The sequence below is a fragment of the Curtobacterium sp. PhB146 genome (assembly GCF_004342995.1).
In the GTDB taxonomy this organism is placed as follows: Bacteria; Actinomycetota; Actinomycetes; order Actinomycetales; family Microbacteriaceae; genus Curtobacterium.
Genome location: NZ_SMBN01000003.1, coordinates 396,162 through 422,697 on the forward strand (window position 1 = coordinate 396,162; position 26,536 = coordinate 422,697).

Below are 26,536 nucleotides of genomic sequence, written 5' to 3' on the forward strand. Positions count from 1 at the left end.
CTGCCGACCGCACGACCGGATAGTTAGCATCCGGTACGATTGGCCTCCCGAGCGCAGAGGAGGCGGCCGACTCGTGCCGAGGACCGACACCACGAACCGGACCTCTCCCCGTCGACGGACCCGCTCCCGGCGGCTCGCCGACGCGGTCCTCGCGCTCGACCCCGGGCTCGTGAAGACCGACGGTGCCCTCCGCACCCTGGTCGCGGTGCCCGCCGGCATGGCCGTGGGGTACGCCGTCGCGACCGCGTTCGGCCTGCCCGCGATCCTGGGCGTGATGATCGGCGCGATGCCCGCGTTCATCACCTGCCTGGTCATCGTCGACCCGAGCACCGGCCGGACGGCTGCCCGCACCGGAGCCGTCCTCGTGCCGTTCGTCGTCGCCCTCGCCGGCAGCATCGCCCTGCAGCCGTTCCGGCTCCTCGAGCTCGTGCTCATCGTCGTGCTGCTGTTCCTGCAGTTCGCCGCGGCCGCGTGGGGCGCGTGGGCCGCCGACGCCGCGATCGTCGGGTTCGCCGGGTACCTGTGCGGGCTGCTCCTCCCGCTGCCCGAGACGAGCGTCGTGCCGCTCGGCCTCGTCGTGGCCGCCTCGCTCGCCGCGACGGTCCTGGTCCGCCTGGTGCTCCGACCGGACGCGCACCGTACCCTGTTGCGCACCCGCCGTGGCTTCGTCGCCCGTGGCTCGGCCGTGCTCGAGGCCGCTGCCGCCGTCCTCGCCGCGGCGGACGACCCGTCCGCACGACGCCGCACCCTGCGCCGCCTCCGTCGCAGCCGCGACCGGTACCACGAGATCGCGTTGACGGTTGACGGGATGCTCGCCGCGAGCGGGGTGGACGCCGACACCACGGCGGAGGAACTCCACCGGCTCGTGTTCGACACGCACTTCGCCGTCGACGAGCTCGGGCGCGGTGCTGGTGCCCTCGTCGAACACGGCGCGCCGTCGGACGTCCGGCACGCCGCGCTCCGTGCCGTCACGATCGTCCTGCGCCACGGCGGCGGGCACGGCGAGGACGCCGCGCAGACACTGCTCGCCCGCTACGGCATCACGGCGTCCGCCGGCGACCCCGACTCGCGCACGACGGCCGTCGTCCGTCGGATGGCCGCCGAGTTCACCGACCTGCAGGGCGCCGGGCTGCGGTGGCGCGAGCTCCGCGACGAACTGCCGCGCCGCGGCGACGGCGTCGCGTTGGCAGCGCCCTTCGTCACGCCCGTCGTCCTCGCCGGCGGCCGCCCGGCCGGAGCCGTGCCGGTGCTCGCCGACACCGTCGCCGACGGCCCCTGGCGCCGCTGGCGACTCTCCGTCTCGCTGCGCACCGCGGTGCACGCCGCGATCGCCGTCGCGATCGTCGAGCCCCTCGCGCTGCTGCTCGACGGCCCGCGGTTCTACTGGGGCGTGATCGGCGTGATGATCGTCCTCGCCGGCACGAACACCACGCACGAGCGGGTCCGCAAGGGCCTGCACCGTGCCGTCGGCACGGTCGTCGGCGGCGCCGTCGGCATCGTCCTCGTGCACGTCGTCGGCACGGCGCACCCCTGGTTCACGCTCGTGCTCGTCTGCGTCCTGCTCGCGGTCGGCACGTACGGCTTCGGCGGCGTCTACTCGGTCTGGGTCGCGTGCCTGGTCGTCGTCCTGTGCCAGGTGTACGCGTTCTCCGGCAGCTTCACCGACTCGCTCGTCCCGATCCGCCTCGCCGAGAACCTGCTCGGCGCCGCGGTCGCCGTGCTCGTGAGCGCCGTCGTCCTCCCGATCGCCACCCGGGCCGTCATCCGACGGGCCGTGCGCCGGCAGCTGACCGCCGTCCGGGCGTTCGTGCTCGCGCTGGTCGGGGTCGATGCGGACGCCGAGGCGGACGCGACCGTCGGTGCGGGCGCGAGCCGGGCCTCCCGGTCCGCCGAAACGGCCACCGACGCCGCCGCACCCGACCTGCGCGCACGATCGCGCGCCGTCGACGCGGCCACCTATCAACTGGACGCCGTCCTGCGCCCGATGGTGCGGTTCCCGACGGGCGGACCCGCCCGCGCGGACGCCAGGACCCGGACGTCCCTGCAGGCGGCGGCGACGTTCGCGCGCGAGGCGGCCGGGAGGCTCGGCTCGCCCCCGCAGGACCCGCCCGCCGCCCTGGTCGGTGCCGCCCACCGCCTCGCCGCGTCGATCGCGGACCTGGCCGACGGCATCGTGGCCGGGCCCCGGTCCGCCGCGCCGGCGCCGGTGTGGGCGCGGGTCGGCGACCAGCTCGACACGGCGGTGGGCGCGGCGGCGGGTGGTCCGGACCAGCAGACCGTCGAGGTCGCGGCGCACGCGCTGGGCCGCATCGACGAGGCGCTCGCGCTGCTGGCCGACCGACACCGGGCGACCGTGCTCGGCGAGACCGCCACGCGTTCGGCGGCCACCGGCGCACGGTGAGCCCGGCGATGTCGGTGGTCCCTGGCATCATCTCGGTGTGAGCAAGCAGGACGGAAGCAACCGGCTCGTCTCCGACGCACCGGTGGACGACGTCTCGGCGACCGTGCTGCACGTCGACATGGACGCCTTCTTCGCCTCCGTCGAACTGCTCGACCGACCCGACCTGGTGGGTCTTCCGGTCATCGTCGGCCACGACTCCGACCGCTCCGTGGTCACCGCTGCCACCTACGAAGCCCGTCGGTACGGCGTGAACTCGGCCATGCCGATGGCCATCGCGAAGCGCCGCTGCCCGAACGCGATCATCGTCGAGCCGCACTTCGAGAAGTACCGCGACCAGTCCGCCGCGGTGATGGCGGTCTTCGACCGGTTCACGCCGCGGGTCGAACGGCTCGGCATCGACGAAGCGTTCCTCGACGTCGCCGGCGCGCTCCGGCTGTACGGCACGCCGTGGGAGATCGGCCGGGCCATCCGGCGCACGGTCCACGCCGAGACGGGCCTGCACTGCTCGGTCGGTGCCGCGTCGACCAAGTTCGTGGCGAAGCTCGCATCGAGCCGGTCCAAGCCGGACGGGCTGCTCGTCGTGCCCGCGGCCGACACCATCGCGTTCCTGCACCCGCAGCCGGTCTCGGCGCTGTGGGGCGTGGGCGGCAAGACGCAGGAGACCCTCGAGCGCCGCGGCATCCGCACCGTCGGCGACCTCGCGAACACGCCCCTCGGGTCGCTCGTGTCCGCGCTCGGGCCAGCCGGTGGCCAGCGCCTGCACGACCTGTCCTGGGGGCGCGACCCACGCGTCGTCGACACCGGTGTGGGCGAGAAGTCCATCGGGCACGAGGTCACCTTCGGCCACGACCTGACCGAGCGGGACGACGTCGCGCGCGAGCTCCTGCGCCTCGCCGACAAGGTCGCCGTCCGCCTGCGCCACGCCGACGTGCAGGCCCGCACCGTCGCACTCAAGGTCCGCTACACCGACTTCACCACACTGACCCGGTCGCGCACCCTCGCCGAGCCCACCGACGTCGCCAAGCGGCTGCACCGCGAAGCCGTCGAGCTGTACGACGTGCTGCACCGACCGGGCAACCGGATCCGGCTCATCGGGGTCCGCGGCGAGAACCTCGTGCCGGCCGCCGCGAGCAACGCGCTCTGGGACGACGACGCGCCGTGGCGCGAGACCGAGACCACGGTCGACGCGGTCGCCGCGCGCTTCGGCGCAGGCGTGCTGCGACCGGCATCCCTGGTCCGCCGGACCCCCGACGGCCACGTCCCGCACGCCAGGCAGGACTGACGGTGGCGGTAGAATCAGGTCCAGTGAGCGCAGCGGAGTACGAACAGCAGCAGCCCGCCACGCTGTGGGCAGAGTCGGGGGACGACCACACGTCGTCGACGTCTTCGTCGTCGGTGTCCGCGCAGTCATCGGCGCACGCCGACGCCGTCGCACGGGACGAAGCCGACGCAGCCGCACTGGCCGAGGCAGCCGGCAACTCGGCCGTCCAGCACCTGTCGCCGGCGTTCCCGGACCGAGCCGCGTGGGGCACCGCGTCGAAGCTCCGGGCGTGGCAGGTCGAAGCCCTCACGAAGTACTTCGAGTCCGAGCCGCGTGACTTCCTGACGGCCGCGACACCCGGCGCCGGCAAGACGACGTTCGCGCTCCGACTGGCCACCGAGCTGCTGGCGCGCGGGACCGTCGACCGCATCGTGGTCGTCGCCCCCACCGAGCACCTGAAGCGGCAGTGGGCGGACTCCGCCGACCGCGTGGGCATCCGCATCGACCCGATGTTCAAGAACGGCGACGGCATGTTCGGCCGGCACTACCAGGGCGTCGCGATCACGTACGCCCAGGTCGGCATGAACCCCGAGGTGCACAAGAAGATCACCGAGGGCGGGCGCACCCTGGTCGTCCTCGACGAGGTCCACCACGGCGGCGACGCACTCACCTGGGGCGACGGCATCAGGGAAGCCTTCTCCGGTGCCACCCGACGGCTCTCGCTGTCCGGCACGCCGTTCCGGTCCGACACCGCGCCGATCCCGTTCGTCCAGTACGCCCCCGACGAGCAGGGCATCCGCACTTCGATCTCCGACTACAACTACGGCTACGGCCGGGCGCTCAAGGACGGCGTCGTCCGGCCGGTGCTGTTCATGGCCTACGCCGGCCAGATGCGCTGGAAGACCCGGATGGGCGACGAGATGTCGGCTTCCCTGGGCGAACAGGTCACGAAGGACATCACCGCGCAGGCCTGGCGCACCGCGCTGTCGCCCGAGGGTGAGTGGATGCCGGCCGTGCTGTCCGCCGCCGACAAGCGCCTGACCGAGGTGCGCCGTGGCGTGCCCGACGCCGGTGGTCTGGTCATCGCGACGGACACCACCACGGCCCGCGCCTACGCCCGGATCCTGCAGCAGATCACAGGGGAACGGCCGACGGTCGTCCTGTCCGACGAAGCCGCCGGGTCCAGCCGGATCAGCGCGTTCGCCGACGACACCTCGCGGTGGATGGTCGCCGTGCGCATGGTGTCCGAGGGCGTCGACGTCCCACGGCTCTGCGTCGGCGTGTACGCCACGAGCGCGAGCACCCCGCTGTTCTTCGCCCAGGTGATCGGCCGCTTCGTGCGTGCTCGGCGCCGTGGCGAGACCGCCTCGGTGTTCCTGCCGAGCGTGCCCGGACTGATGGCACTGGCGGCGACGCTCGAGCTCGAACGCGACCACGCCCTCGACCGTCCGAAGGACGCCGAAGACGGCATGTACAACCCCGAAGACGCGATGGTGGCCGAGGCCAACAAGGAAGACCGCGCGTCCGAGAGCCTGCTCGAGGTCCAGCCGTTCGAGGCGCTCGACTCGCAGGCGTCGTTCGACCGTGTCCTCTACGACGGCGGCGAGTTCGGCACCGGCGGCGAGGTCGGGTCGCTCGAGGAACTCGACTTCATCGGCATCCCGGGGCTCCTCGAACCCGACCAGGTGCTCGACCTGCTCCGGGCGCGCCAGGCGACCCAGGCGAAGCGCTCCAAGGGCCGGGCGGTCAAGGACGGCCAACCGAAGGCCGCCGAGCCCGAGAACCGCCCGATGTACATGACCATCAAGGAGCAGCGGACCGAGCTCGCGCGCCTCGTGTCGATCTGGTCCCGGCACTCCAACGAGCCGCACGGCTCCATCCACGCCGAGCTCCGGCGCATCAGCGGTGGGCCGGCCGTGGCGCAGGCGAGCATCGAGCAGATCCAGAAGCGCATCGACGTCCTGCGCTCCCGCATCGGCGGGCGCCGGTGATGGGTCCGGTCCGGGCGGTCCGCCCGTGATCGAGTCCGTCGACGACCGCACCTGGTACGTCAAGCGCGACGCGGAGTCCTCTCCCGAGGCGATCATCGACCGGTTCGGTGGTGGGTACCGGTTGCGACGGTTCTCGCTGACCGAGTCCCGACGCACCCCGCACGGGGTCTACATGGGTCTCGACCTCGCTGAGACGGCCTGGTGGCGACTCCGAGAGCGCTGATTCGCTCAGGAAGTGCGGCGTTCATGACGTTGACGGCCCGTATCCGGTAGACCGGAGGAATGGCAGACTCGATCCCTCACGTCCTCGTCCTCGGCGGCGGCTCCGCTGGCTACAGCACCGTCAAGCAGCTGCAGAAGCACGCCGCGACCGTGCCCATGCGCATCACGCTCGTGGACCAGAACACCTACTACACGTACCTGCCGTTCCTGCCCGAGGTCGCCGGCGGCCACATCGCCCCGAAGGACGTGACCGTCGAGCTGCGCCGTGCGCTCCGCAAGACCCGCGTCATCCAGGGCAAGGTCACCGGCATCTCGTCGAAGGACAAGACCGTCTCGATCGCGACCGCCGGTGGCGACGACCGCACGCTCGGCTACGACCAGCTCGTCGTCGCACTCGGCTCGGTCACCCGCACCTTCCCGACCCCCGGGCTCGAGGAGTACGGCGTCGGCTTCAAGAGCGTGGAAGAGGCCGCCTACGTGCGCGCCAAGCTCCTCGACAACATCGCCAAGGCCGCTGCCACCCGTGACGAGGACGAGCGTCGTCGTCTGCTGACCAGCGTCTTCGTCGGCGGTGGCTACACCGGCGTCGAGGCGATCGGCGAACTGTTCGACGTCTCGCAGGCAGCCATCAAGACCTACCCGTCGCTCGCGGGGGAGCAGCCCCGCTGGATCCTCATCGACGCGCTCGACCGTGTCGCGCCCGAGGTCGGCCCGGAGCTGTCCAAGTGGACGCTCGAGTCGCTCCGCGCCCGCGGCATCGACGTGCGCCTGAAGACCACCATGCCGAGCGCCGAGGGCGGCATCGTCAAGCTCTCCGACGGCGACGAGATCCCCACCGGGCTGCTCGTCTGGACCGCCGGCGTGAAGCCGAACCCGCTGCTCGACGCCTCCGACCTGCCCCGCGGACCGAAGGGGCACCTCGCCGCCAACGCGAAGCTCCAGGTCGAGGCCGAGGACACGCACGAAGTGGTCCCCGGTGTCTGGGGTCTCGGCGACGTCGCACAGGTGCCCGACCTGACCGCCGACAAGCAGCCGGCGTTCTACCCGCCGAACGCGCAGAACGCCGTCCGTCAGGCCGTCGTCGCGGCGGACAACGTCGTCGCGACGATCACCGGCAAGCCCCTCGAGGAGTACCGCCACCCCTCGATCGGCACGGTCGCCTCGTACGGTGTCGCCAAGGGTGCCGCCAACATCAAGGGCATCAAGATGACGAACCTGCTCGCCTGGCTCGCCCACCGCGCGTACCACGTGTACGCGATGCCGACGCTGAACCGCAAGGCGCGCATCGTCATCGGTTGGGTCACCGGTGCCGTCTCGGGCCGCGACGCGACCTCGCTCATCAAGGAGACGGACCCGCGCCGCAACTTCGTCGAGGCGTCGAAGTCCTAGACGCGACCACCTGACGGACGGGAGGCGCGGTGCCAGCTGGTACCGCGCCTCCCGTCGTCCGTGCGTGCGCCACCTTGCTCGCTGCCGGATGCGTGCGCATCTTCCGACGCTCCACTTGTCGATCGACGCGTGCTCCGTCGGAAGATGCGCACGCATGGGCCGTGAGCGCAGCGAACTGGCCGTGCGCCCACCCCTGGCCGTGAGCGCAGCGAACTGGCGGGCGGTGGCCGTGAGCGCAGCGAACTGGCGGGCGGTGGCCGTGAGCGCAGCGAACTGGCCGAGGCGGCGACGCCCTGAGCGCAGCGATGGCGGCACTCGCCGGGAGACGCAACAGAAAATGCCCCCGGACCGAAAGGTCAGGGGGCATTGCATGTTTCTGTGTCCGAAGGGGGACTTGAACCCCCACGCCCTAATACGGGCACTAGCACCTCAAGCTAGCGCGTCTACCAATTCCGCCATCCGGACTGGATGTGTGGCGATTTCCCCGGGTTTCCCCGGCGTCCCTGCCGAGAGAAAACACTAGCACGGGTCTGAACGCCCGATGAACACGTCCGCGCATCCCGGGCGCGTCCAGAGGGCTGAGTTCCGGGCGCGTCCCGCGGCGTCACCGGGCCGGGGCGCGTCGGTGCGGACCGATACCGTGGTGGCATGACGAACCCGGAGCCGACCGCGACCGAGCTCGAGGCCACCGCGGCGATCGCGCGCGACCTCATCCGCATCGACACCACGAACTGGGGCGAGGGGAAGTCGCGCGGCGAGACCGAGGCGGCGCACTACGTCGAGGACAAGTTGCGCGGGCTGGGCCTCGAGCCGCAGCTGTTCGAGTCCGAGCCGGATCGTGTGAGCGTCGTCGCGCGGGTGCCCGGCCGCGATCGTGACAAGCCGGCCCTGGTGGTGCACGGGCACCTCGACGTCGTGCCGGCCGATCCGGCGAACTGGTCGGTCGACCCCTTCGGCGGTGTCGTCAAGGACGGCTCGCTGTGGGGGCGGGGCGCCGTCGACATGAAGAACATGGACGCGATGATGCTCACGTCGCTGTCGGACGTCATCGCGGCGCAGGGGGCTCCCGAGCGCGACTTGGTGATCGCGTACTTCGCCGACGAGGAAGCCGGGGGAGTCCTCGGCTCGCACCACGTCGTCGAGCACCACCCCGAGGTCTTCGCCGGGGCCAGCGCCGCCATCAGCGAGGTGGGCGGGTACTCGATCACCCTCGGCGACCGTCGTGCCTACCTGCTGCAGACGGGCGAGAAGGCGCTGATGTGGATCAAGCTCGTCGCCCGCGGCACGGCTGCGCACGGTTCGCACGTCATCCGCGACAACGCCGTGACGAAGCTCGCCGCGGCGGTCGCCCGGATCGGCAGCGAGGAGTGGCCGGTGCGCCTGTCGGCGACGACGGACGCGATGGTCGCCGAGGTCGCTCGGTTCCTGGGCGTCGACCCGACCGTGACGGGCCCGGACGAGGTCGCGCTCGCCACCGGTTCGGCCTCGCGGTTCATCCACGCCGCACTGCACACCACGACGAACCCGACGGTCCTGACCGCGGGCTACAAGCACAACGTGATCCCGGACACGGCCGAGGCGCTCGTCGACATCCGGTGCCTGCCGGGAGACGAGGAGTCGGTGCTGGCTCGTGTGCGGGAGCTCGCCGGGGACGAGGTCGAGGTCGTGATGTCCTTCCGCGACATCGGCCTCGAGCAGGACTTCGGCGGACCACTCGTCGACGCCGTCCGCGACGTCCTCGGCCGCCACGACCCGGGAGCCCCGGTGCTGCCGTACCTGCTGTCCGGCGGCACGGACAACAAGGCGCTGTCGACGCTCGGGATCGCCGGGTACGGCTTCGTGCCGCTGCAGCTGCCCGCCGGCGTGGACTTCCCGGCGATGTTCCACGGTGTCGACGAGCGGGTGCCGCTCGACTCGCTGGCCTTCGGTCGGCGTGTTCTCGGGGACCTCCTGGCCACGTACTGATATTGTTCATGGTCGCCTGCGTGGCGGTGTCCTGACCGACCTCCCCCGAAAGGCCCGTGCGTGCACATCCTCGAGGCGATCTTCCTCGGCTTCGTCCAGGGGCTCACCGAGTTCCTGCCGGTGTCCTCCAGCGCGCACCTGCGCATCGTCGGGCTGTTCCTGCCCGACGCGAAGGACCCGGGCGCGGCCTTCACCGCGGTGACGCAGCTCGGCACCGAGACCGCGGTGCTCATCTACTTCTGGAAGGACATCACCCGGATCATCGGGCGGTGGTTCCGCTCCGTGTTCCGGCGCGACGTCCCGAAGGGCGACCCCGACGTGCGACTCGGGTGGCTCGTGATCCTCGGCACCATCCCGATCGGCATCGCCGGGCTCCTGCTGAAGGACTCCATCGAGACCACGTTCCGCTCGCTCTGGATCGTCGCGATCGTGCTCATCGTCTTCGGCATCGTGCTCGGTGTGCTCGACGTCGTCGGCCGCAAGGAGCGTCGGATCGAGCACATGACCTTCGGTGGCGGCATCCTGATCGGGCTCGCGCAGGTGCTCGCACTCGTCCCCGGGGTCTCCCGTTCCGGTGCGACCGTGTCGATGGGGCTCGCGCTCGGGTACACGCGGCCGGCCGCGGCGCGGTTCGCGTTCCTGCTGGCCGTCCCCGCGGTGTTCCTGTCCGGTCTGTACGAGGCCGCGACGAGCCTCGGTGACCACGGAGCGCCGTTCGGACTCGCCGACACGCTCATCGCGACGGTGGTGGCGTTCGTCGTCGGGTTCGTGGTGATCGCGGCGTTCATGAACTACATCAGCAAGCGCAGCTTCATGCCGTTCGTCGTGTACCGCATCGCACTCGGTATCGTTCTCGTCGTGTTGTTGTCGCTCGGAGTGATCCAGCCGTGAGGGCCTGGCAGGCCCCGTCCGTCCCCGACGTCCCCGGCGCAGCGCCGCGGCCCGTCGTGCACGACACCGCCACCGGCAAGCCGGTCGACCCGACGCAGGGCGAGGAGCGCGCTGCGCTGTACGTCTGCGGGATCACCCCGTACGACGCCACCCACCTCGGGCACGCGGCGACCTACCTGGCGTTCGACACGCTCGGCCGCGCGTGGCGCGACGCCGGCCTCGACGTCGAGTACGCGCAGAACGTCACCGACGTCGACGACCCGCTGCTCGAGCGCGCCACCCGCGACGGCGTCGACTGGCGCGAGCTCGCCGCGTCGCAGATCGACCTGTTCCGTCGCGACATGGAGTCGCTGCGGATCCTGCCGCCCGACGACTTCGTGGCCGTCACCGACGAGGTCGACCGCGTCGCCGAGGCCGTTGCGTTCCTGCAGGAGACCGGCTCCGCCTACGAGGTCCCCACCCCGGACGCCGAGGGCGACGACCTGTACTTCGACGTGAACCACCCCACCGACGCGTGGTCGCTCGGCGACGAGAGCGGCCTGGACCGCGAGACCATGCTCACGCTCGCTGCCGAGCGCGGCGGCGACCCGGAGCGACCCGGCAAGCGCGACCCGCTCGACCCGCTGCTCTGGCGTGCGGCCCGCGACGGTGAGCCGAGCTGGGACTCCGAGATCGGCCCCGGCCGGCCCGGCTGGCACATCGAGTGCAGCGTCATCGCCGGCGACCGCCTCGGCCTGCCGATCAGCGTGCAGGGTGGTGGCAGTGACCTCGTCTTCCCGCACCACGAGATGAGCGCAGGACACGCAGCGGCCCTGGCGCACCAGCCCCTGGCGCATGCGTTCGTGCACACCGGGATGATCGCCTACCAGGGCACGAAGATCTCGAAGTCGCTCGGCAACCTCGTCACCGTGCGGGGGCTGCTCGACGACGGCGCGGACCCCCGCGCGATCCGGCTCGCCCTGCTGTCGCACAAGTACTCCGACGACTGGGAGTGGTTCGACGCCGAGCTCACGAGTGCCACGACGCGCCTGGCGACCTGGGACGCCTGGGCATCGGGTGCATCCGCCGGGCACGCCGACGACGCGGCCGACGTGGCGTCCCGGATCCGGGCGCGGGTGTCCGACGACCTCGACACGCCGGGTGCGGTCGCCGCGGTCGACACTGCGATCGCCGGGGGCACTGCGTGCACGCCGGAGCTCGCCGACCTGATCGACGCGCTGCTCGGCATCCGTCTGGCCTGAGCCCGGGCCGGCGGCGTCGTTGTCGGCCTGCGTCGACAGGTGACGACACGTCGTGTGCCGGTCGCCGTTCGGTCAGGAACTGTCGCCTGAGCGAGCGGCAACCGACAATTCGCGACCACCCTGCGGAGGTGAGCGGGGTGCCGTGACCGTTCGCGCCCCCGGACTGGAGGCCCGTGGCGGACCCCCCCCGTGCCTCCCGTCCGCCGTGCGGTCGAAACGCGTCACGTGCGTGCCGGCGACAGGTCACGAACTGTCGCCGAGGCTGGCGGCAGCCGACAGCCCGCGACCTCTCGGCGGAACCGAGCGGGGTGTCGGCTACTGCTGCGGGGGCCGCCAGGGCCCCTCGCCACCAGCGGTGCCGCCGTCCTTGCCGTCCTTGTGCTCGCGGCGCCGCAGGTACTGCTCGAACTCCTGCGCGATCGCGTCGCCCGAGGCCTCGGGGGAGTCGACGGTGTCGCGGGCCTGCTCGAGCTGCCCGATGTACGAGGCCATGTCCTCGTCGTCGGCGGCGAGGGCGTCGATGCCGTCCTCCCACTCGGTGGCGTCGTCGAGCAGGGTGCCACGGGGCACGGTGACGTCGGTGAGCTCCTCGATCTTGTCGAGCAGCGAGAGGGTGGCCTTGGGGGACGGCGAGTTGTGCACGTAGTGCGGGACCGAGGCCCAGAGCGACAGCGTGGTCAGCCCGGCCTTGTCCATCGCGTCGGCCAGGACGCCGAGGATGCCGGTCGGACCCTCGTACGAGGACTTGTCGACGTCGAACGCGGTGCGGACGCCGGCGTTCTCGCTCGAGACGAAGACCGAGATCGGCCGGGTGTGCGGGACGTCGGCCAGCATCGCGCCGACGAAGACGACGGCGTCGATCGAGTACACGTCGGCGAGGTCGATGATCTCGGCGCAGAAGCCGCGCCAGGTGCGCGAGGGCTCCGGACCGACGAGGACGAACACGTCGCGGTCGGTCGGGGAGCCGGTGGCGCCGATGACCGGACGGCCCTCGGCCCCGGGGCCGTGCAGCACGATGCGGGGCCACTGCACCCCGCGGGCGCCGGTCTCGTCGGATCCCATGGTCGGACGGTTGAACTGGTAGTCGACGTACCGCTCCCCGTCGAGCTCGCGCAGCTCGTCGAGCCCGAGGGACTCGACGATGCGGCGGGCGAGTCCGCTCGCGGCTTCGCCGGCGTCGTTCCAGCCCTCGAAGGCGACGACGAGCAACCGGCCGTCGCTGAAGGGGGAGTGCTGTGGCACGGAGCGGACCTCCTGGTGGTGGAGCGGAGCGGGGCGGGCACGACGAGGCACCCGGCCGGACACGATGCAGGCATCCACTGTAGGCCCCGGTGACGCCCGCGGGCATGCCCGTCCGCGCCCAGCGGAACGGCCAGGCCGCCCGCGCCCGCGCCGCGCCCGCCGTGTGCGCGGCCCGCGCCCGCCGTGTGCACGGCCCCGGTAGACTCGTCGCCCGTGACCGCGCATCCTCCTGCCCTCGTCCCGCCCGCAGCCGTGCTGTGGGACATGGACGGCACGATCATCGACACCGAGCCGATCTGGCAGCGCTCCCAGGTCGACCTGACGAACCGCTACGGCGCCGAGTGGACCCACGAGGACGGCCTGTCCCTGGTCGGCTCCGGCCTCGAGCGCTCCGGCGAGCTCCTGCGCGCCAAGGGCGTCGACATGGAGGTCGAGGAGATCATCCAGTGGATGACCGACTACGTGATGGAGCACCTGCGCGCAGGTGAGCTGCCGTGGCGCCCGGGTGCCCGCGAACTCGTCGAGGAGCTCCACGCCCGCGGCATCCCCACCGCGCTGGTGACGATGTCCCGCCGCAAGATGGCACTCGTCGCCGCCGAGGCACTGGGCGAGCGCGGGTTCCGCGTCGTCGTGGCCGGTGACGACGTCGACCGTCCGAAGCCGTACCCGGACGCCTACCTCTCCGCCGCCGCCCAGCTCGGCGTCGAGCCGACCGCGTGCGTCGCGGTCGAGGACTCCGCCACCGGCGTCGCCTCGGCCGTCGCCTCCGGCGCCGTCACGGTCGCCGTGGAGCACATCGTCCCGCTGTCCGAGATCGCCGGCGGTGACGTGCACCTGACCACCCTGTCGGGTGTCGACGTCGACCGCCTGGTCGAGTTGACGGGGCCGGCGCTGGCCGCGCGCGCTGCCGTGACGGGAGGCCCGGCTCCTGACCCGGCGCACGCTGCGGACACCGAGGGAGTCACCCGATGAGCCACACCGACGACCCGACAGCGGCCCTGCCGCACACCGCCGGTGGTGCACCCCACACGCCGCCGCGTGGCCCGTTCCGGGCCGGCGACCGCGTGCAGCTCACCGGCCCGAAGGGCAAGCTCACGACGCTGTCCCTCGAGACCGCCGGCGAGTACCACACGCACCGCGGAGTGCTCCGGCACGACGACGTCATCGGCCAGCCCGACGGCTCGGTGATCCGTGCCAGCACGGGCGACGAGTACCTGGCGCTCCGTCCGCTGCTCAACGACTACGTGATGTCGATGCCGCGTGGTGCCGCCATCGTCTACCCGAAGGACGCCGCCCAGATCGTGGCGTTCGCGGACGTCTTCCCGGGCGCCCGGGTGGTCGAGGCCGGCGTCGGTTCCGGTGCCCTCTCCCTGTTCCTGTTGCGGGCGATCGGTCCGACGGGGCAGCTGCAGTCCTTCGAGCGTCGCGAGGAGTTCGCCGCGATCGCACAGGGCAACGTCGGCACGTTCCTCGGCGCCGTCCCGGACAACTGGTCGGTGACCGTCGGCGACCTGGTCGAGGAGCTGCCCGGCGCCGTCGACGAGCAGAGCGTCGACCGCGTGGTCCTCGACATGCTCGCGCCGTGGGAGTGCGTCGACGCCGCAGCCGACGCCCTCGTGCCCGGCGGGCTCATCGTCTGCTACGTCGCGACCGTCACCCAGCTGTCCCGCACGGCCGAGGCCCTGCGCGACACCGGCCGCTTCACCGACCCGATGCCGAGCGAGACCCTGGTGCGCACCTGGCACGTCGAGGGGCTCGCCGTCCGACCGGACCACCGCATGGTCGGGCACACCGGGTTCCTCATCACGGCCCGTCGTCTCGCTGACGGCACCGTCCTGCCGAACCTGAAGCGCCGCGCGGGCAAGGTCGAGTTCTCCGACGAGGACATCGAGGCCTGGACCCCCGGCGCCGTGGGCGAGCGCGCGACGAGCGACAAGAAGCTCCGCAAGGTCGCACGGCAGTCGGCGGCGCAGGCCCGCAAGGTCGCCGCTGCCGAGGCCGGGTCCGCAGCCGCCGCTGCCGAGGGGTCCGAGCCGGTCAGCGACGCGTCCGAGCCGACCGACGGCGAACGGTAGGCTGACGGACGTGCCCGTCCTGCATCGAACGGAAAGAGGGTCCGTGCGCACCATCCCCGCACTCCTGGTCACCATCGGTCTCGTGGCGTCGCTCACGGCGTGCGCCTCGAACGGCGCCGGCACCACCCCCTCGAGCTGCGCCGCACCCGGTGCGGCCTCCGAAGCGGTGACCGCCACCGGCGCGTTCGGCAAGGAGCCGAAGGTGTCGATCCCGAGCGGACTCACCACGAAGGGCACGCAGGTCTCCGTCCTGAAGCAGGGCGACGGCCGCACGATCGACGACGGCACCCCCGTCCTGATCGAGTACACGCTCGTCGACGGCGCCACCGGCGAGGTCGCGCAGACCAGCGGGTACTCCGGGCAGACGGCTCCGATCACCGCCGGTGCGAGCAACTACGGCGCCCTCGGCGAGTCGCTCGAGTGCGCGCAGGTCGGCGACCGCCTGGCCGTCGCGCTGCCGAAGAGCGCCCTGAGCAGCTCGGACACCAGCGCGACCACCGACAGCGGCTCGTCGACGAAGACCGAGGACGCCGTCATCGCCGTCATCGACGTCAAGCGGGCCTTCGACGCCCGCGCGACCGGCACTCCGCAGCTCGCCGGCGACAAGATGCCCGCCGTCGTGCTCGCACCGTCCGGTGCACCCGGCATCACGATCCCGTCGTGGAACGCGCCGAAGTCGAACGAGACGCACCTGCTCCGCAAGGGGTCCGGTCGCGTGCTCACCGCCAAGGACACCGCGGTCATCAAGTACACCGCCGTGACGTGGGGCGCTGACCCGTCCGTGGCCGGCTCCAGCTGGACCGACGGCTCGGGTGCGCAGACCGTGCCGCTCACCAAGGGGCAGGTCGACGAGGGCGTTCGCAACGCCATCGTCGGGCACCACGTCGGCGACCAGGTCCTGGCCGTCGTGAACCAGCAGGGCACCGCCTACGCGTACGTCATCGACGTGCTCGGAGCGATGTCGAGCTGACGCTTCCACACCGTCCACCGACCGCGGCGCGGGTGCACTCCGGTGCACCCGCGCTGCCGTAGGATCGCCTCGTGCCAGCGACCCGTGTGCCCCGTGTGCCCGCAGAGGAGCGGCTGTTCAGCCTCGTGCTCGCGCTGCTCTCGACGGAGTCCGGGCTGACCAAGGCGGAGATCCTGACCAACGTGCAGGGCTACCGCCAGCGGTTCACGCCGGGTGGGGACAACGCCTCGCTCGAGCGGCAGTTCGAGCGAGACAAGGACGACGTCCGCGAGCTCGGCATCCCGCTCGAGACCATCGAGACGCCGGGTGCCGCCGGCAACAACCAGACGCTGCGCTACCGGATCCCGAAGGGCGAGTACGACCTGCCCGTCGACGTCCGCTTCACCCCGGACGAGTCCGCCCTGCTGTCGCTGGCCGCCATGGCCTGGCGCGAAGGCGCCCTGTCCGCTGACTCACGTCGCGGGCTGCTGAAGGTGCGGTCCGCGGGCTCGGAGGACGACGACGGCGCACTCCAGCTCGGCGTCGACGCGTACGCCCCGCGACTCCGGGCCCGCGACGCAGCGTTCGAGCCGCTCCGCTCCGCCCTCGACCGCGGTGCCGCCGTCCGGTTCGACTACATCACCCCGGGCCAGCACGAGGCCCGTCGTCGCGAGCTCGCCCCGCTCGCCCTGGTGCAGCACGGCGGCCGCTGGATGCTCGCCGCCCACGAGTTCGCCACGGACTCGGACAAGAACTACCTGCTCTCACGCATCGTCGGACCCGTCACGCAGTACGACGTCGGGCAGCACACCGCCCCGGTGGGCGCGGGGGAGCGCACGCTCGCCGAGCTCGAACGGATCTGGTCCGCCCGCACGGCGCGCATCGCGGTGACCCCCGGCTCCGACGCCGAGCGGCGGCTCGCCCGCCGTCGTGACACCGAGACCGACGCCGACGGCGCACTCGTGCTGCACCACGTCGACCCGCAGATCCTGGCCGAGGAACTCGCGGCGTTCGGACCCGAGGTCCGGGTGCTCGAGCCGGAGGACCTGCGGCTGCGCGTGGTCGAGCGGCTCCGTGCGCTCGTGCGCGACCACAGCGACGGAGAGGAGTCCGCCCGTGGCTGACGCCCAACCCCTGCAGGCGCAGGACAAGCTCGCCTTCCTGCTCGCCCTGGTGCCGTACCTGATCGACCGCGAGCGTGTCTCGGTGGCCGAGGCCGCGCGCCACTTCGGTGTCCCCGAGGCCCGCATCCGTCGAGCCGTGGAGCTCATCGCGGTGTCGGGGGTCCCCGGCGAGACGATGCAGTACCAGCACGGCGACCTGTTCGACATCGCCTGGGACGACTTCGACCAGAACGAGATGATCGTCCTGACGAACCTCGTCGCCATCGACGACTCGCCACGACTGTCCGCGCGAGAAGCTTCGGCGCTCATCGCCGGGCTGCAGTACCTCTCCGCGCTGCCCGAGGCCGCTGACCGCGATGCCATCCGAGCACTCATGGCGAAGCTGTCGCGCGGTGCTGGCGGTGCCGCGTCGACGGTCGCGGTCGGGCAGGACCTGCACGACGTCGCGCTCGCCACGATCCGTCGTGCGATGGCCGGCGGCCGCGGGTTGTCCTTCGAGTACGCCGGTCCGCGCACCCAGGGCGGCACCCGTCGGGTCGACCCGCTCCGGGTCGAGTCGATCGACACGGACTGGTACCTCCGCGCCTGGGACCTCGACCGGCAGGCGCTCCGGACCTTCCGCCTCGACCGGATGTCCGGTGCACGCGTGGACGACCGTGCGGTGGAGAAGTCGGCCGACCAGGTGGTGATCCCGGACACGCTGTTCCAGCAGTCGGCAGAGGACGTCATCGTCACCGTCGAGCTCGACTCGTCGTCGCTGCCGCTCGTGGCCGACTTCCTCGCCGACACCGCGGACGCCCCTGACGCCGAGGCACGCGTGCGGATCCGGCTCGCGGCGTCGAACGGCTTCGACGGCGTGGTCCGGCTCGTCGCGGGGCTGCCCGGCCGTGCCGTGGTGCTCGACCCGCCTGCCGCGCGGGACGCGGTGCGGGACTTCGCCGCCGCCGCCCTCGCCGCCGGCTGACGTCGCAACCCCGCCGCCGGCTGACGTCGCAACCCCGCCGCCGACCGCTCCTGCATGTGCGTTCGCACGGAGCGCGCCGAACTGTCGGTCCCCACCCCGTAGGATCGACCCATGGCTTCGACGACCGCGCGCGGGCGAGCGAGGCGGCAAGGGCGCCGTGACAACGACGCCGAAGGCCGCATGTCGCTCGGGCAGCACCTCATCGAGCTGCGCAACCGCCTGTTCCGCGCAGTGATCGCCGTGGTCATCGCCGCGGTCGGTGGATGGTTCCTGACCCCGTTCGTGCTGGACTCGCTCCGGGCACCGGTGGCCGAGCTCGCCAAGGTCGGCGGACACACGGCCGAGCTGAACTTCCCGATGATCACGGGTGCGTTCGACCTCAAGCTGCAGATCGCGATCACGATCGGCATCGTCATCGCCAGCCCGGTCTGGCTCTACCAGATCTGGGCGTTCATCGTGCCCGCCCTGGTGCGGCGCGAGAAGCAGTACGTGTGGGGCTTCCTCGGCACCGCGATCCCGCTGTTCTTCGCCGGGTGCTACTTCGGGTGGTACATCCTGCCCCACGTCGTCGGCATCCTCGGCAGCTTCGTGTCGAGCCAGGACACCTCGATCGTCGACGCGAAGGCGTACTACGACTTCGTCATCAAGCTCATCGTCGCGGTCGGCATCGCGTTCGTGCTGCCGGTCTTCATCGTGCTGCTGAACTTCGTCGGTGTCCTGTCGGCGGCGGCGATCATCAAGTCCTGGCGCATCGCGATCCTGTGCATCCTGGTCTTCTGCGCGATCGTCACGCCGAGCGCCGACGTCATCTCGATGTTCCTGCTGGCCGTCCCGATGGTGGTGCTCTACATCGCCGCGTGCGTCGTGGCCTGGTTCCACGACCGCAGGGTGGCGAAGAAGCAGGCCAAGCTCGACGAAGAGTACGGCCTGTGACGGGCGCGGACCTCAGCGCGGCCGAGCGCTTCGCCGCCGCCAAGGTCCGGAACCGCTCCCGCAACCTGGAGCTGTTCCGCGCCGACCTGCGCTTCGACCTCGACCCGTTCCAGTTCGCCGCGTGCGACGCGCTCGACCAGGGCCGCAGCGTCCTCGTGGCCGCGCCGACCGGTGCGGGCAAGACGATCGTCGCCGAGTTCGCGATCTGGCTGGCGATGCGGCAGCCGACGGCGAAGGTGTTCTACACGACGCCGATGAAGGCCCTGAGCAACCAGAAGTACGCCGAGCTGGTCGAGGTCTACGGCGAGTCCGAGGTGGGCCTGCTCACCGGTGACACGAACGTGAACCCGCGGGCGCGGGTCGTCGTGATGACGACCGAGGTCCTGCGGAACATGATCTACGCCGACTCCGACCTGCTCGACGACCTGGCCTGGGTCGTCCTCGACGAGGTCCACTACCTGGCCGACCGGTTCCGCGGTGCGGTGTGGGAAGAAGTGATCCTGCACCTGCCGACCGAGGTCCGGCTGGTCTCGCTCAGCGCCACGGTCTCCAACGCCGAGGAGTTCGGCGACTGGCTGCAGACGGTCCGCGGCGACACCGACGTCATCGTGTCGGAAGACCGCCCGGTCCCGCTCGAGCAGCACGTCCTGGTCGGTTCGAAGATGGTCGACCTGTTCGACTCCAGCGGTGCGGCGGCGACGAACCGCGTCAACCCGGAACTGCTCCGCATGGTCGGTGGTGCCTCGCGCAGCGAACGGCACGGCGGCGGCCACCGTGGCGGACGAGGGCGTGGGGGATACCACGACCGCCGTGGGCCGCGCACCGAGAAACTGCACCGCGAACGCATCGCGCACATGCTCGACGAGCGGATGCTGCTGCCCGCGATCTTCTTCGTGTTCAGCCGCGCCGGGTGCGACCAGGGCGTCCGCAACGTCCTGCGCTCCGGCCTGTCGCTCACCACGGTCCCGGAGCGCAACGAGATCCGCGAGACCGCGGAGTACCACTGCCGCACCCTGCCGGACGAGGACCTCGCCGTCCTCGGCTACTGGGAGTTCCTCGAGGGCCTGGAGCGCGGTGTCGCCGCGCACCACGCCGGCATGCTCCCCGCGTTCAAGGAGGTGGTCGAGAACCTCTTCCAGCGCAAGCTGCTCAAGGTGGTGTTCGCCACCGAGACCCTCGCGCTCGGTGTGAACATGCCCGCACGCACGGTGGTGCTCGAGAAGCTCGAGAAGTTCAACGGCGAGGCCCGTGTCCCGATCACCCCGGGGGAGTACACCCAGCTCACCGGGCGTGCCGGGCGCCGTGGCATCGACGTCGAGGGGCACTCGGTCATCCAGTGGACCGACGGCCTCGACCCCCAGGCCGTCGCCTCGCTCGCCAGCCGACGCACCTACCCGCTGAACTCGTCGTTCAAGCCGACCTACAACATGGCCGTCAACCTGATCGACCAGTTCGGGCGGCAGCGCACGCGTGAGGTCCTCGAGACCTCGTTCGCGCAGTTCCAGGCCGACCGGTCCGTGGTCGACCTGGCCCGCAAGGTCCGCTCGCAGCAGGAGTCCCTCGAGGGCTACCGCGAGGCCATGCAGTGCCACCTCGGCGACTTCACCGAGTACTCGACGCTCCGCCGCGAGCTCTCCGACCTCGAGCGCACGAACGTGCCCGGTGGGCGCGAGGCCTCGCACGGCGCACGGCAGGAACGGCAGGCCGCGATCACGGCGGTCCGTCGCCAGATGCAGCGGCACCCGTGCCACGCCTGCCCCGACCGCGAGGCGCACGCTCGATGGGCGGAGCGTTGGTGGAAGCTCAAGCGCGTCAACGACAAGCTGCTCCAGCAGATCCGGTCCCGCACCGGTGCCGTGGCGACCACGTTCGACCGGGTCACCGACGTGCTCCTGCAGCTCGGCTACCTCGTCGACGCCGGCAACGGCGAGGCCACCGTGGCCGCTGGTGGTCGCCGCCTGCAGCGCATCTACGGTGACCGCGACCTGCTCGTCGCCGAGTGCCTCGAGGCGGGCGTCTGGAAGGACCTCACCCCGGCGCAGCTCGCCGCGATGGCCGCCACGATCATCTACCAGCCCCGCCGCGACGACGCCCCCGGCACCGAGCACGCACTGCCGCGCGGCGCGTTCCGTCCGGCGCTCGACGAGACCCTGACGATCTGGTCGCGCCTCGACGACATCGAGCGCGACGCCCGTCTGGCCGGGTCGGTGCCGCCCACTCCGGCGATGGCGGTCGGCATGTTCCGCTGGGCCTCCGGCTCGGCCCTCGACGACGTCCTGCGCACCCTCGACCTGCCCGCCGGCGACTTCGTCCGCTGGTCGAAGCAGGTCATCGACCTGCTCGACCAGATCCGGAACGCCGGTGACGACGACCTCGCCCAGACCGCCCGACGTGCGACCGACGCGGTGCGCCGCGGCATCGTCGCCTACGCCGCGGTCTGACAGGAGGCACGGTGCGGGTTCCGGAGACCGGTGTGCGCGGGGTGCCCGCGCGCGTGGGCCGCGGTGCGGTCGCGGACGGCCCGTTCGCGGCGCTCCCGCTCGGCAGCGCGCTGCCCCTGGCCGTCATCGGCGGGCTGCTCTTCGCGCTCGCGTTCCCGTCACCCGGCTGGTGGTTCCTGGCCTTCCCGGCGCTCGCGTGCATGCTGCTCGCCGCGATGGGCCAGCGTGCCCGCAGGGCCGCGTGGCTCGGCTACGTGGCCGGTGCCGCGTTCTGGATCCCGGCCATCTCGTGGGCCGGCCGCTACCTGGGACCCGTCCCGTGGTTCGCACTGGCGTTGTTGGAGGCGGCGTTCTTCGCCCTCGGCAGCGTCGCGATCGCCCTCGCGTACCGCTGGGTCGCGCGCGTGGTGCCCTCGACCGCCGGACGTGTGTGGGGCCTCCCGGCCGTGGTCGCCGCACTGTGGACCGGACGCGAGTGGTTCTCGGGGAGCTGGCCGTACGGCGGCTTCGCCTGGGGGCGCGTCGGCCTGTCGCAGTCGCAGGGGCCGTTCACCCACCTCGCCGCGTACGTCGGCGTCCTCGGGGTGACGTTCGTGGTCGTCTACTGCGTCGCGGTCGTCGTGTCGCTCGCCCTCGTGTCCCCGCGGGTGCCGGGCGCGACCCTGCGGCTGCCGGTCCGGGTCGCGACCGCCGGGTTGCTCGTCGCCGCCGTGCTGGCGGTGCCGGCATGGCCGACCGCGACCTCCGGCACCATCCGGATCGAGTCGGTACAGGGCAACGGGCCAGCCGGGTACTTCGACCGTGCGGCGCCGGGCGAGGTCCTGGCTTCGCAGGTCGCGGCGACCGACGTCGAGGCGAAGGACGTCGACCTCGTCGTCTGGCCCGAGGCCTCCGCCGAGTTCGACCCGCGCCAGCAGCCCGTGATCGCGTCGTCGCTCGACGCCGTCGTCGACTCGGTCGGTGCGCCGCTGGTCGCCGGAGCCATCACACAGACCCCGTCCGGGGTACTGCACAACACCTCGTTCGTGTGGACCGCCGACGGCTGGCAGTCGTCCTACGACAAGAAACGGCCGGTGCCCTTCGGCGAGTACGTGCCGGATCGGTGGTTCTTCTCGAAGCTCGCGCCGTCCCTGATCGGCCTGCTGCAGCGCGACTACACGCCGGGGACGAAGCCGAACGTCCTGCCGGTGGCGGGTATCAACGCGGGCATCGCGATCTGCTTCGACATCGTCGACGACGGGCTGACCCGCGACATGGTGCGCGGGGGAGCGCAGGTGATCCTCGCGCAGACGAACAACGCGGACTTCTCCGGCACCGACGAGAACCTGCAGCAACTCGAGATCGCACGGATGCGGGCGATCGAGACCGGTCGGTCCCTCGTCAACATCTCGACCGTCGGCGCCTCGCAGGTCATCGACCCGTCCGGACGCACCATCGATCGGGTCCCCGAGTACACCGCGACCTCGATGGTGACCGACGTGCCGCTCGGTACCTCGACGACTCCGGCGTCGCTCGCTTCGGGGTCGATCGCGTTGTTCCTGTCGCTCGGCGGACTCCTCGTGCTGCTCGCCTGCGCACCGTGGGGACGCCGCAACCGCTCCTGATCCGCCGCCGCGTCCCTGTCCGTCCGAGGCTGTGATCCTGTGCATCGGGGCCACGCACTGGGAACGGACTGTGAATGCGCCCAGTCGGGAACGACGGGGCGTGGGACAGTGTTGTGGAGGGCAGACGAGCGAGAGGAGCACACACATGGCTGATCGGAGTCTCCGCGGCATGCGGCTCGGGAGTCAGAGTCTCCAGAGCGAAGAGGGCGTCGAGCTCTCGGACCGCAAGCGCGCGGTCTACCAGACCGATTCGGGGGAGACCTTCGACATCGTCTTCTCCGCTGACGCAGACGTGCCCCAGACCTGGTCGGAGCCACGCTCCGGCCGCGAAGGACGCCTGCTCGGTGACGACGGCATCCCCGTCGAGGTCGCAGCAGAGGACGTCAAGGCGCCCCGCACCCACTGGGACATGCTGCTCGAGCGTCGCTCGCGCGAGGAACTCGAGGAGCTCCTCGAGGAGCGCCTGCAGGTCCTCCGTGCACGACGCGGTGCCTGACACCACCACCTGACGAACGACGATGCCCGCCCCGGTTCCCCGGGGCGGGCATCGTCGTTCGTGGTGGTGCGGGTCAGCGTCGGCCGGAGCCGTCGCTGGTGCGGTGTCCCGACGCTTCGTCGTTCGGGTGCTGCGCGGCGTCGGTCTGCGGGGCCGGTGCGTCGTCGACCTTCTCGGCGGTCGCGTCGTCGGCGGCTGCGAGGTGCGCGTCGACGCTCCGGTTCGACTCGGCCAGTCGTGCGTCGAGGTCGGACTCGGGGACGATGTCCGCGGCGGTGGCGTCCGCACGCGGCATGGTCGTGCCGGCGGACCCGGCAGCGGCGGTGTTCGCCAGGCTCTCGTTCGCGAGCTTGGAGATGCGGGAGAGGAAGTCCCCGCCCGAGCCGGCGCCGGCGACCGGGCCGCTGCCACTGCGTCCGCCGGAGAAGCCCTTCGCGATGCCGGACAGCGCCTCGGTGAACTCGCTCGGGATCATCCAGAGCTTGTTCGCGGTGCCCTCGGCGATCTTCGGGAGCATCTGCAGGTACTGGTACGAGAGCAGCTTGTCGTCGGGGTCACCGGTGTGGATGGCCTCGAAGACCGTGGCGATGGCCGAGGCTTCACCCTCGGCGCGGAGCACCTGGGCCTTGGCGTCACCCTCGGCCGCGAGGATGGCGGCCTGCCGCTGCCCCTCGGCCTCGAGGATCTGGGACTGCTTGGTGCCCTCGGCCTGCAGGATCGCGGCACGACGGCTCCGCTCGGCACGCAGCTGCTGCTCCATGGCGTCCTGGATGGACACGGGCGGCTCGATCGCCTTGAGCTCGACACGGCCGACGCGGATGCCCCACTTGCCGGTCGCTTCGTCGAGCACGACGCGGAGCTGACCGTTGATGTTGTCGCGGCTGGTCAGGGCCTCTTCGAGGTTGAGGCCACCGACGACGTTGCGGAGCGTGGTGGTGGTGAGCTGCTCGACGGCGCCGAGGTAGTTCGCGATCTCGTAGGTCGCCGCGCGGGCGTCGGTGACCTGGAAGTACACGACGGTGTCGATGGAGACCACGAGGTTGTCCTCGGTGATCACCGGCTGCGGCGGGAACGACACGACCTGCTCACGCATGTCGAGCAGGGGCCGCAGGCGGTCGATGAACGGCACGAGCAGGTTCAGGCCCGGCGAGAGCGTCTTGTGGTACTTGCCGAGGCGTTCCACGATGCCCGCGGTGGCCTGCGGGACGATGCGGATCGCCTTGGCCAGGACGACGATCACGAAGATGACGACGACGAGGATCAGGACGAGCAGTGCGATCGTCCCGGGTGAGATGGTCACGAGGTGGCCCTTTCTGCGAGGCGCACGACCGCGGTCGACCCCTCGATCGACTCGACGACCACGGGGGTGCCGAGTGGCGGTGTGCGGTCGATGGCGCCCACGGCGAACCGTGCGCTCCAGGTCTCGCCGTTGGCCAGGCGGACCTGACCGGGAGCAGATGATGTGAACGCGACGGCGACGGTGCCGGGGAGCCCGATGAGCCCCTCGATGTTCGTGCGGTGCGGGTCGGCGCCTCGGCCGAGCATGAGCAGCAGGCGCGGTCGCACGAGCGACAGCAGCACGAGCGCGAGCACGGCGGAGATGATGGCCGACAGCCACCACGGGGCGCCGAGCAGGGCGGCGATCAACCCACCGGCGGCTCCGGCCGCGAGCATGATGAAGATGAAGTCGAGGGTGAAGATCTCGACCACTCCCAGCAGCAACACGAGTCCGATCCAGACGATGGTCTGGATCCAATCGATTCCGTTCACGCGATCTCCCTCCCTCGGTCGCGCGCCGTGGCTCGCAGCGTCGCGACGGCCGGTACAACTCCGTTCAACATATCAGGAGGGTCGGTCGGCCGTGCAGGCGATTGGTAGGCTCGATGCGGCCGACCGGCCGGAACACGACCTGGAGAACACGACTGTGAGCAACCCCCTCGCCCCCGGATCCCTCACCGACACGCGCGCCGTCGTCACCGGCTCGTCGCGCGGCATCGGCGCCGACACCGTCGGGTACCTGGCCGAGGCCGGCGCCAAGGTCGTCGTGAACTACCGCAACAAGGCAAAGCGCGCCGAGCAGATCGCCGAGAAGGTCGTCGCAGCCGGTGGCTCCGCCCTGGCGATCGGCGCCGACCTGACCGAGCACGAGTCGGTGCAGGCGCTCGTCGACACCGTCGTGCAGGAGTGGGGCGGCATCGACCTGCTCGTCCTGAACGCTTCGGGCGGCATGGAGTCCGGCCTCGGCGAGGACTACGCGCTCCGCCTGAACCGCGACGCGCAGGTCGACATGCTCCAGACCGCCGTGCCGCACATGCCCGCCGGGTCGCGCGTCGTCTTCGTCACGAGCCACCAGGCCCACTTCGTCGAGACCGCCGAGACGATGGACGAGTACGTCCCCGTGGCCAAGAGCAAGCGCGCCGGCGAACTCGCCCTGCGTGAGCTCATCCCGCAGCTCGAGGCCGCCGGCATCGAGTTCGTCGTCGTCTCCGGCGACATGATCGAGGGCACGATCACCGCGACCCTGCTGAACCGCCTGAACCCCGGCGCGATCGAGGGCCGCCGGCAAGAGGTCGGCAAGCTCTACAGCGTGTCGGAGTTCGCGGCCGAGATCGCCCTCGCTGCGATCGAGCCGATCCCCGCCGACCACACCAAGCTCGTCGGCGACGTCAGCGGCTTCGTCGGCTAGCGTCGGGCGGGTGACTGCCAAGCCCGGCCTGCGCCGAACCTCCCGCATCATCCTGCTCGACCCCGAGGGTCGCGTGTTCCTGATGGACACGAACTCGCCGTCGTCGGACGGTGCACACCGGTGGATCACGCCGGGTGGTGGGGTCGACCCCGGCGAGGACCACCGCGACGCGGCGATCCGCGAGCTGCGCGAGGAGACCGGCATCGTCATCGACGACCCGGGCGAGCCGGTCTGGTCCTGGGACTTCACCGTCGAGTGGGACCTCGCCGACCACGACCGCGGCCACAGCGAGTTCTACGTCGTGCGCACCCCGGGCTTCGAGTTGTCGGACGCCGAGTGGACCGACGACGAGCGGGTCGACATCCTCGCGTCGCGCTGGTGGACTGCCGACGAGCTCGACGCCACCGACGAGCCGTTCGAACCGGCGGAGCTGCCGGAGCTGGTGCGTCGGTTCGCCGTGAGCTGACCCGGCCGTCGTCTGACCCGGCCGTCGTCTGCACGGTGCCGGGTCCGTCGGCCGGTGCGGGGTTGGTGGTGTGGTGCGCGCTTGTGGCGCTGCACAGTGCGTGGAACCGCGCACGGGGTGAGAAGGTCCGCACGGTGCTGACGGGAGGCCCGGTGCGGGCCTGACCCGTGCCTCCCGTCCGGTGGTGGGTTGCGC

The 26,536-nt window shown here is 71.5% G+C and carries 22 protein-coding genes and 1 tRNA gene; 19 read left to right on the forward strand and 4 right to left on the reverse strand.

Features of this window, described 5'->3' with window-relative positions:
* The first annotated feature begins 73 nt into the window (after positions 1-73).
* The 5 genes from EDF33_RS13945 to EDF33_RS13965 all read left to right on the forward strand — a co-directional run bounded on the left by EDF33_RS13945 (position 74) and on the right by EDF33_RS13965 (position 7,264).
* A complete protein-coding gene (locus EDF33_RS13945) occupies positions 74-2,401 on the forward strand; it encodes an FUSC family protein (protein ID WP_132100342.1) in 2,328 nt (775 codons plus the stop codon).
* 37 nt (positions 2,402-2,438) lie between these two features.
* Positions 2,439-3,683 carry a DNA polymerase IV gene (dinB, locus tag EDF33_RS13950; protein WP_111083991.1) on the forward strand — a complete coding sequence of 415 codons (1,245 nt, stop codon included), beginning with the start codon at positions 2,439-2,441 and terminating at the stop codon, positions 3,681-3,683.
* Positions 3,684-3,859: 176 nt separating this feature from the next.
* Entirely contained in the window at positions 3,860-5,653 is a 1,794-nt protein-coding gene (locus EDF33_RS13955) for a DEAD/DEAH box helicase (protein WP_132100440.1), read from the forward strand.
* Between the two features lie 25 nt (positions 5,654-5,678).
* Complete coding sequence (locus EDF33_RS13960; RefSeq protein WP_111083992.1) at positions 5,679-5,876, forward strand: hypothetical protein; 198 nt, start codon at positions 5,679-5,681, stop codon at positions 5,874-5,876.
* Between the two features lie 59 nt (positions 5,877-5,935).
* Positions 5,936-7,264 carry an FAD-dependent oxidoreductase gene (locus tag EDF33_RS13965; RefSeq protein WP_111083993.1) on the forward strand — a complete coding sequence of 443 codons (1,329 nt, stop codon included), beginning with the start codon at positions 5,936-5,938 and terminating at the stop codon, positions 7,262-7,264.
* A gap of 379 nt (positions 7,265-7,643) precedes the next feature.
* Here the strand turns inward: EDF33_RS13965 and EDF33_RS13970 are convergent.
* A tRNA-Leu gene (locus EDF33_RS13970) sits at positions 7,644-7,729 on the reverse strand.
* Positions 7,730-7,912: 183 nt separating this feature from the next.
* On the opposite strand from EDF33_RS13970, the gene EDF33_RS13975 reads away from it, so the two are divergent.
* Genes EDF33_RS13975 through mshC form a run of 3 tightly spaced genes read left to right on the forward strand, consistent with a single transcriptional unit; the run spans position 7,913 to position 11,361 of the window.
* The gene (locus EDF33_RS13975; RefSeq protein WP_123937896.1) at positions 7,913-9,229 is read left to right on the forward strand and encodes a M20/M25/M40 family metallo-hydrolase; all 1,317 of its coding nucleotides are present in this window, start codon (positions 7,913-7,915) and stop codon (positions 9,227-9,229) included.
* A gap of 60 nt (positions 9,230-9,289) precedes the next feature.
* Positions 9,290-10,120, forward strand: coding sequence for an undecaprenyl-diphosphate phosphatase (locus EDF33_RS13980; RefSeq protein ID WP_132100343.1), 831 nt, complete (start codon positions 9,290-9,292; stop codon positions 10,118-10,120).
* Entirely contained in the window at positions 10,117-11,361 is a 1,245-nt protein-coding gene (gene mshC / locus EDF33_RS13985) for a cysteine--1-D-myo-inosityl 2-amino-2-deoxy-alpha-D-glucopyranoside ligase (protein ID WP_123294396.1), read from the forward strand. The genes EDF33_RS13980 and mshC overlap by 4 nt, the downstream gene beginning before the upstream one ends.
* Positions 11,362-11,676: 315 nt before the next feature.
* Here mshC and EDF33_RS13990 read toward each other — a convergent pair whose 3' ends face one another.
* On the reverse strand, positions 11,677-12,603 hold the full coding sequence (locus EDF33_RS13990; protein WP_123294397.1) for a PAC2 family protein: 927 nt from the start codon (positions 12,601-12,603) through the stop codon (positions 11,677-11,679).
* 213 nt (positions 12,604-12,816) lie between these two features.
* Between EDF33_RS13990 and EDF33_RS13995 the strand changes: the two genes are divergently transcribed.
* From EDF33_RS13995 to EDF33_RS14035, 9 genes are all read left to right on the forward strand, one after another.
* Positions 12,817-13,575, forward strand: a complete 759-nt coding sequence (locus EDF33_RS13995) for an HAD family phosphatase (RefSeq protein WP_243692453.1) — start codon at positions 12,817-12,819, stop codon at positions 13,573-13,575.
* On the forward strand, positions 13,572-14,678 hold the full coding sequence (locus EDF33_RS14000) for a tRNA (adenine-N1)-methyltransferase (RefSeq protein WP_235035825.1): 1,107 nt from the start codon (positions 13,572-13,574) through the stop codon (positions 14,676-14,678). Before EDF33_RS13995 ends, EDF33_RS14000 begins: the two co-directional genes overlap by 4 nt.
* Positions 14,679-14,721: 43 nt before the next feature.
* Positions 14,722-15,648, forward strand: a complete 927-nt coding sequence (locus EDF33_RS14005; RefSeq protein WP_123937902.1) for a hypothetical protein — start codon at positions 14,722-14,724, stop codon at positions 15,646-15,648.
* Between the two features lie 71 nt (positions 15,649-15,719).
* A complete protein-coding gene (locus EDF33_RS14010; RefSeq protein WP_123294400.1) occupies positions 15,720-16,751 on the forward strand; it encodes a WYL domain-containing protein in 1,032 nt (343 codons plus the stop codon).
* Entirely contained in the window at positions 16,744-17,715 is a 972-nt protein-coding gene (locus EDF33_RS14015) for a WYL domain-containing protein (RefSeq protein WP_123937905.1), read from the forward strand. The genes EDF33_RS14010 and EDF33_RS14015 overlap by 8 nt, the downstream gene beginning before the upstream one ends.
* 180 nt (positions 17,716-17,895) lie before the next feature.
* Positions 17,896-18,648, forward strand: coding sequence for a twin-arginine translocase subunit TatC (gene tatC / locus EDF33_RS14020; protein ID WP_111084003.1), 753 nt, complete (start codon positions 17,896-17,898; stop codon positions 18,646-18,648).
* On the forward strand, positions 18,645-21,089 hold the full coding sequence (locus tag EDF33_RS14025) for a DEAD/DEAH box helicase (RefSeq protein WP_123294401.1): 2,445 nt from the start codon (positions 18,645-18,647) through the stop codon (positions 21,087-21,089). Before tatC ends, EDF33_RS14025 begins: the two co-directional genes overlap by 4 nt.
* Positions 21,090-21,100: 11 nt before the next feature.
* Positions 21,101-22,693: an apolipoprotein N-acyltransferase gene (gene lnt, locus EDF33_RS14030; protein ID WP_243692454.1), complete on the forward strand. Its 1,593-nt coding sequence runs from the start codon at positions 21,101-21,103 to the stop codon at positions 22,691-22,693.
* Between the two features lie 145 nt (positions 22,694-22,838).
* Positions 22,839-23,189, forward strand: coding sequence for an RNA polymerase-binding protein RbpA (locus EDF33_RS14035; protein ID WP_111084006.1), 351 nt, complete (start codon positions 22,839-22,841; stop codon positions 23,187-23,189).
* A gap of 73 nt (positions 23,190-23,262) precedes the next feature.
* Here EDF33_RS14035 and EDF33_RS14040 read toward each other — a convergent pair whose 3' ends face one another.
* Positions 23,263-24,489, reverse strand: a complete 1,227-nt coding sequence (locus EDF33_RS14040; protein ID WP_131880146.1) for an SPFH domain-containing protein — start codon at positions 24,487-24,489, stop codon at positions 23,263-23,265.
* Complete coding sequence (locus EDF33_RS14045; RefSeq protein ID WP_235035827.1) at positions 24,486-24,959, reverse strand: NfeD family protein; 474 nt, start codon at positions 24,957-24,959, stop codon at positions 24,486-24,488. Before EDF33_RS14045 ends, EDF33_RS14040 begins: the two co-directional genes overlap by 4 nt.
* 154 nt (positions 24,960-25,113) lie before the next feature.
* Here EDF33_RS14045 and EDF33_RS14050 point away from each other — a divergent pair, with 154 nt between their 5' ends.
* A complete protein-coding gene (locus tag EDF33_RS14050) occupies positions 25,114-25,875 on the forward strand; it encodes an SDR family oxidoreductase (protein WP_131880144.1) in 762 nt (253 codons plus the stop codon).
* Between the two features lie 10 nt (positions 25,876-25,885).
* Positions 25,886-26,341 (forward strand): NUDIX domain-containing protein, encoded by a 456-nt coding sequence (locus EDF33_RS14055; protein ID WP_131880141.1) that lies wholly within the window; start codon positions 25,886-25,888, stop codon positions 26,339-26,341.
* The last annotated feature ends 195 nt before the right edge of the window (positions 26,342-26,536 follow it).